The organism is Curtobacterium sp. HSID17257, from assembly GCF_003989515.1.
In the GTDB taxonomy this organism is placed as follows: domain Bacteria; phylum Actinomycetota; class Actinomycetes; order Actinomycetales; family Microbacteriaceae; genus Curtobacterium.
Map to the genome: position 1 here is coordinate 1 of NZ_RBLU01000146.1, position 6,383 is coordinate 6,383.

Annotated in this window: 7 protein-coding genes; 2 read left to right on the forward strand and 5 right to left on the reverse strand. The window is 73.0% G+C overall.

The window, feature by feature from the left end; all coding sequences use genetic code 11:
* The 4 genes from D8M35_RS14865 to D8M35_RS14880 form a co-directional block, all read right to left on the reverse strand.
* Positions 1-181: AAA family ATPase (locus D8M35_RS14865; protein ID WP_148113390.1), on the reverse strand; the 181-nt coding region annotated here is incomplete at its 3' end.
* Positions 181-1,344: an exonuclease SbcCD subunit D C-terminal domain-containing protein gene (locus D8M35_RS14870; protein WP_126892542.1), complete on the reverse strand. Its 1,164-nt coding sequence runs from the start codon at positions 1,342-1,344 to the stop codon at positions 181-183. The genes D8M35_RS14865 and D8M35_RS14870, both read right to left, overlap by 1 nt.
* A gap of 90 nt (positions 1,345-1,434) precedes the next feature.
* Entirely contained in the window at positions 1,435-2,637 is a 1,203-nt protein-coding gene (locus tag D8M35_RS14875) for a S24/S26 family peptidase (RefSeq protein ID WP_126892543.1), read from the reverse strand.
* A 43-nt stretch (positions 2,638-2,680) separates the two neighbouring features.
* Positions 2,681-3,280, reverse strand: coding sequence for a hypothetical protein (locus D8M35_RS14880; protein WP_126892544.1), 600 nt, complete (start codon positions 3,278-3,280; stop codon positions 2,681-2,683).
* A gap of 248 nt (positions 3,281-3,528) precedes the next feature.
* On the opposite strand from D8M35_RS14880, the gene D8M35_RS14885 reads away from it, so the two are divergent.
* Together D8M35_RS14885 and D8M35_RS14890 are read left to right on the forward strand one after the other, a co-directional pair.
* Positions 3,529-4,122, forward strand: a complete 594-nt coding sequence (locus tag D8M35_RS14885; protein ID WP_126892545.1) for a MarR family transcriptional regulator — start codon at positions 3,529-3,531, stop codon at positions 4,120-4,122.
* Between the two features lie 88 nt (positions 4,123-4,210).
* On the forward strand, positions 4,211-4,720 hold the full coding sequence (locus D8M35_RS14890; protein WP_126892546.1) for a DinB family protein: 510 nt from the start codon (positions 4,211-4,213) through the stop codon (positions 4,718-4,720).
* Positions 4,721-4,887: 167 nt separating this feature from the next.
* Here the strand turns inward: D8M35_RS14890 and D8M35_RS14895 are convergent.
* Positions 4,888-6,383 (reverse strand): DEAD/DEAH box helicase (locus D8M35_RS14895; protein WP_148113391.1); only part of this gene is annotated, 1,496 nt, incomplete at its 5' end.

Below are 6,383 nucleotides of genomic sequence, written 5' to 3' on the forward strand. Positions count from 1 at the left end.
TGCCCTCGCCCGCGAGTCCGCCGTACAGGGCGAAGACCACGGCGTCGATGATGGTCGACTTGCCGGAGCCCGTCGGCCCCTCGAGCAGGAACACCCCGGAGGCGGCGAGCGCCGCGAAGTCGATCGAGACGAGCTCGGGGTAGGGCCCGATCGCCCGGAGTTCGAGTCGGTGCAGGTACATCAGCGCCCCCGGTCGTCGTGCAGCGCGAGGACGGCGGCCTCGTACGCCTCGGTCAGGACCGCGCGGTCGCCCTCGGACGGCGCGGCGCCCGTGGCGAACGCGACGAAGTCGGCGGCGACCTCGACGGGGTCGGAGGTCGCGGTGACCGACCGCGCGGCCTGGCGTTCCGGCCGGTCGGCGGGCTCGTGCGTGATCGCCAGCGCGTGCGGGAAGTGGTCCTTCACGCGGGCGTACATGCGCTCCGGGTGCACCGTGTCGGTCACCGCGACGCGGACCCAGGCGTCGGCGTCCGCGCGGTACTCGCCGGACTCGATCGCGGCCATGGAGGTCCTGACGTCGACGAGCCGACGCGTGACGGGGGCGGGCACGAGCTCGACCGAGACCGCGCCGTCGGCCGCCAGCTCGACGAGGGTGACGCTCTTGCGCTGGTGCCGCTCGCCGAACGAGAACGCCAGCGGCGAACCCGCGTACCGGATGCGGTCGCTCGTGCCCACCCGCTGCGGTCCGTGGAGGTGTCCGAGCGCGACGTAGTCGATGCCGTCGAACACCGACGCGGCGACCTGGTCGACCCCGCCGACGCGGATGTCCTGTTCGCTGTCGCTCGGTGCCGCCCCGCCCACGAAGGCGTGTGCGACGACGATGCTGCGGGTACCGGGGCGGGTCGCGAGGTCCGCGCGGATCCGTGCGGTCGCTGCCCCGACCACCGCCTGGTGGGACCGGGCGAGGGGTTCGTCCGGCACGTCGGCCAGGGCGTACCGCGTGAGGTCGGGGTGCAGGAACGGGATCCCGTACACGGCGACCGGGCCGTGGTCGTCGTCGAGGAGCACCGGCGTGCCGATGCCCGCGGGCTCCGCCAGGATCCGGACGCGGTCGTGCATGACCCCGGCACCGAAGCCGAGCCGGGCGGCGGAGTCGTGGTTGCCCGGCGTGAGCACGACCGTCGCCGTCTCGGCCAGGCGTTCGAGCGTCCGGGAGAGGAGCCGGACGGCGTCCACCGGCGGGATCGCGCGGTCGTAGACGTCGCCGGCGATCACGACCAGGTCGACCGCGCGGTCGCGGACGGTGTCGACGAGGAAGTCCGCGAAGACCGACTGGTGTCCGAGCAGGTCCGCACCGAGCAGCGTGCGGCCGAGGTGCCAGTCGCCGGTGTGGAGGATCCGCATGCCGTCACGGTAGCGGCGGCCGGGGACATCACCGGCGAGCCCGTGCCGCCCTGTGGAGGACCGGTGCGCCGAGCGCTCCTGTGCAGGAGGTCAGCGCACGCAGCGCGTGCCGGCGCCGAATCCGAGGATCGACGTGTACTTGATCGCGACCGGTGCGCTGGGGAGCGACGTCCAGGTGCCGACGGCGTTCGTCTGGATGCGCACCGTGCGCTGCGTCTCGAGGTCGAGTAGACCACCGCTGAGCTTCACGGTCGCGGTCCGCGCCTTCCCGTCGGTCGTGGTCGCGAGCACGGTGCCGGTGTTGTCGGAGAGGGCGAACGACCTCGGTTCGTCGCCCGAGTAGTCCCAAGCGATCACGACCGACCCGTTGCTGGCGTCCGTGCACGAGAGGGGGGTGGCGACCGGCACGGTCGACGCCGTGAGCCGGACGGCCGTGTCCGTGGCCCGACCGAACGGTGCAGCATCGGCCTGTGTCGGCACGAGCACGGCGCTCGCCCCGACCACGACGGCGACGACCCCGAGCGTCCCGCTGCGCCGTGCGCTCCCGCCGCTCCGGACGACCTCGCGGGGCACGGCGCCGTGGTGTCCGCCGACGTGGCGCGCCACGGGACGAGGCGACCGACGGTGCGGTGGCTCCGCGGTGCCGGCCGCAGCCGGCGGGGCGGAGGCGAGCCGTGCCTCCAGGCCGTGGCCCGTGGTCCCACCGCCACCCGTGGTTCCGTTGTCCCCGCGGTGCCGGGGGCCGCGCCGACGGAGCGGACCGTCGACCGTGCAGAGCAGGAGCACGGCGACGAGCGCGAGGGCGGCGGTGCCGACCTCGACCCAGCGGCCCTCGCGGACCCAGAGCACCGGGGTGGCGACGGACGGCACCCGCAGGACGGCGACCCCGTGCACCGCGGAGCGCTCGGTCGGCGTGGAGTCCGCCTGCGGGTTGGCGTCACCCTTCGTGACGACGGTGCCGTCCGGGCCCGGCTCGACGAACCGGTGCATCCGCAGGTGTCCCGGCTGGTCCGGGTCGTCGGCGAGCAGGACCTGTCCGGGACGGATCTCGGCCGGTGCGACCGGGCGCGAGACCACGACGTCGCCCGGGGCTAGCCGCGGCGCCATCGAGCCGGTCATCACGGTGGTGGGGTGCCACCCGAGCAGCGCCGGGGCGGCCGACCACAGTGCCAGTCCGAGGAGTGTGACGACGACGGCACGGGCGGCCGTCCCGACGACGACACGCCCCCAACCGACGGCGTCGCGCAGCACGTCGTGCGGGGTGTGACCACCGTGCACTGCGATGCTGACCATGACTGCCTTCGACCGGGGGCGTGCTGACGGACGGGGTGCCCTGCTAGTTGTTCTGGGCCTCCCAGGTGAGCCCGATCTGCGCGGTGTTGGCCTGTGCCGTGTTCGGCGTGTTCGGGGACACGGTGTAGGTCACCTTGTAGACGCGGGTCTCGCTGGCGGCGCCGGTCGTGGTCCAGGCACCGAGGCCGGAGGCGAAGTTCGTGGCCTGCGTGCCGAGGGTCGGCAGGCTGTTCTCGAAGAGGGTCCCGCCGGTCGCCGCCGGGGTGAAGCCCGAGCACGAGGAGAACCCGCCACCGGTGCCCTGCTCGATCTTGATCGTGGTGTTCTGCGCGAGCACGGACGAGGTGGACGGCGAGGTGGCGTAGAGCTTCACGGTCGACGCCAGCGAACCGGTGGAGGTCACGGTGATGCACTTGCTGTCGGACGAGCCGGGCTTGAGGTTCGCGGCGGTGAAGAGCGCGGTGTTCGCATCGTCGTCGGACAGCGCGACGGTGCCGGCTGTCCAGTTGCTGGTGGGGTTGGTGGTGGTGGCCGAGAAGGCCGAGTACGAGGCGGTCGACACGACGACGCCGGAGGCGACGAGGGCGGCGGGTACGGCGATCCAGGCGGCGAGACGGGCTGCGCGAGGGGACACACGGGACATGGTTGTCCTCCGGAGGAGAGAGATGCTGATCGGTGGTGGCTCCGGACCCGCGGTGGTTGGTCGCGCTACGGTGCCTGTGTACTACGACGATCAAGTTACTTCCCACCCGTGTTGATGACAAGAGAAGCAATGACCCCATTGTTGGGGGTATCTCAATCGTTGAGATACTTGTTGCATGGACCTCTGACCCGGGTCCGCCCGCGTCCCGCAGATCGCCGCCGCGATCACCACCCGAGAAGAGCCACCCCGTGACGGACACCTCCCCCGCACTGCCTCCCCTGACCGTCACGACCGGCCTCCCCCCGGCCCCCGTCTCCCCCGTCGTCGAGATCGACGTCGAGATCGGCGTCGATCCCGACGTCGCTCCACCGGCGCTCCGTGCCGGCACCGACCCGGACGACGCCGGGCTCGCACGGATGATCGCGGCCTTCCGGGTCCTGCAGGTCCGGCACGCACGGGTCCTCGCGCACGAGAGCGCCGCGCAGGGCCTCGGCATCACGGACACACGGTTCCTGGTGCACCTGGCAGCGTCGGAGGGGCAGGCGACGACACCGAAGCAGGCCGGCGACGTGCTCGAGCTGAGCACCGGTGCGATGACCTCGCTGCTCGACCGGCTCGAGCGCCACGGGCACCTCGAACGACGACCGAACCCGGGCGACCGGCGGAGCATCCTCGTCCACCTGACCCCGTCGGGAGCAGCCGTCGCACGAGCGGTCGGTGCCGCGTACGCCTCGGCCTTCAGCGAGGCCGTCCCCGCCGCCGAGCGGGTCGGCGTCGCCGCTGCCCTCGAGGACATCGGAGCAGCGCTCGACCGGCGGTACCGCGCGGCCACCGCACGCTAGACCCCCGACGGGTCGCACACGCCCCGGCGCGGGGCATCCCCGCACGCCACCGAGCGTCGGGTCCGCGAACGCGCGTAGCGTCGGCCGCATGACCCCTGCCGAACTCCTCACCGAAGCGTTCTCCCGCGTCCCCGAGACCGTGGAGCGCGCGCTCGACGGCCTGTCCGCGGACCAGCTCGCCGCCCGCCCGGCAGCCGGCGCGAACACCCTCGCTTGGCTCGCCTGGCACATCGCACGCGGGCAGGACGCGCAGGTCGCCGACCTCGCCGGTTCCGAGCAGGTCTGGACCGCGGACGGCTGGGTGGAGCGCTTCGGCCTGCCGTTCCCGGCCGACGCGCTCGGCTACGGGATGTCGCGCGACGACGTCGGTCGCGTGCGCGCCTCGGCGGAGCTGCTGAACGGCTACCTCCGCGCGGTCCACGAGCGCACCGTCGCGTACCTGGCGACGCTCACGCCGGAGGACCTCGACGCCGTCGTCGACGAGGCGTGGGACCCGCCCGTGACCCGCGGCGCACGGCTCGTCAGCATCCTCGACGACTGCACGCAGCACGCCGGCCAGGCCGGCTACGTGCGCGGGCTGCTCTTCTTCAGCCGCTGACACGTCGCCGACGCGTCCGCGGGACGCAACCTCGGCGACGGCTCGCAGCGTCGTGCCGCTGCGAGCTCTCGGGAACGTTGCGTCCTGCGGAGTTCGCGGGCAGGACGACGGACGGGAGGCGCGGTGCCAGCCGGCACCGCGCCTCCCGTCGCGTCGTGTGGTCGCGTCTAGCGCGCGGCGAGCTCCGCGACGATGCCGTCACCGGGAGCGGCCTGCACGAGGTCCGCCTCGATCTCGGCGTTCTCGAGGATGCCCTCGATCTTCCGGATGCGGCCACGCGGGACGAGCGTGACGACCGTGCCCTCCTTGCCGGCACGACCCGTGCGGCCCGAGCGGTGCATGTACGCCTTGTAGTCGTCCGGGGCGTCCGCCTGCACGACGAGCGAGACGTCGTCGACGTGGATGCCACGCGCGGCCACGTCGGTCGCGACGAGCACGTTCACCCGGCCGCTCGTGAGCAGCTGCAGGTTGCGCGTGCGGCGCGACTGGTTGAGGTCACCGTGCAGCGAGGTCGCGCGGATGCCGGCGTCCTCGAACTGGTCGGCCAGGCGCTCGGCGTAGGCGCGGGTGCGGGCGAAGACGATCGTCTTGCCGTCGCCGGCGACGAGCTCCTCGAGGACCTGGTCCTTCTGGCGCTGCTCGACGACCAGCACGCGGTGGTCGATGGTCGAGGAGGCCTGGTCCTCGCCGGCGACCTCGTGGACGCTCGGCTCGTGCAGGAACTCGGACACGAGCGACGCGACCTGGGCGTCGAGCGTGGCGCTGAACAGGAGCTTCTGGGCGCGGTTGCCCTGCGGGGTGACCTCGGCGGTCGCGGAGAGGATCTCGCGCACCGGTTCGAGGAACCCGAGGTCGCACATGTGGTCGGCCTCGTCGAGCACGGAGACGACGACCTCGCTGAGGTCGAGCTTCCCCTTGTTCATGAGGTCCTGCACGCGGCCCGGCGTGCCGACGATGATGTCGACGCCACGCTCGAGGGCACCCTCCTGGCGGCCGTAGGGCACACCGCCGTAGATCTGCGTCGTGAAGAGGCCGACCGAGCGGGCGATCGGCTGCACGGTGCGGTCGATCTGCAGGGCGAGCTCGCGGGTCGGAGCGAGGATGAGCGCACGCGGAGCGCGGCCCATCTTGCGCTTCGTGCCGCCGCCGTGCTCCATGAGCTTCTCGACCAGGGGCGCGCCGAACGCGATGGTCTTGCCGGAGCCGGTGCGGCCTCGGCCGAGGACGTCCTTGCCGGACAGCACGTCGGGGATCGTCGCCGCCTGGATCGGGAACGGGCTCGTGGCGCCCATCTCAGCCAGGGTGCGGGAGATGTTGCCGCCGATGCCGAGGTCGGTGAAGCTCACGCCCTCGACGTCGGCCGCGACGGTCGCCTCGGCCTGGAGCTTCTCGAGCTTGACGTCGTCCGCGGGGACGTACGCGGGGCGCGCATCGTCGCGGTCGCGGCGGGGGGCACGGTCGTCGTCGAAGGAACGGCGCTGGGGACGCTCGTCACGGTCGAACCGGCGCGGGGCACGGTCGTCACGGTCGAACCGGCGCGGGGCGCGGTCGTCGTCGCGACGCGGGGCGCGGTCGTCACGGTCGGAGCGACGGGGAGCGCGGTCGTCACGGTCGAACCGGCGCGGGGCGCGGTCGTCGTCGCGACGCGGGGCGCGGTCGTCGT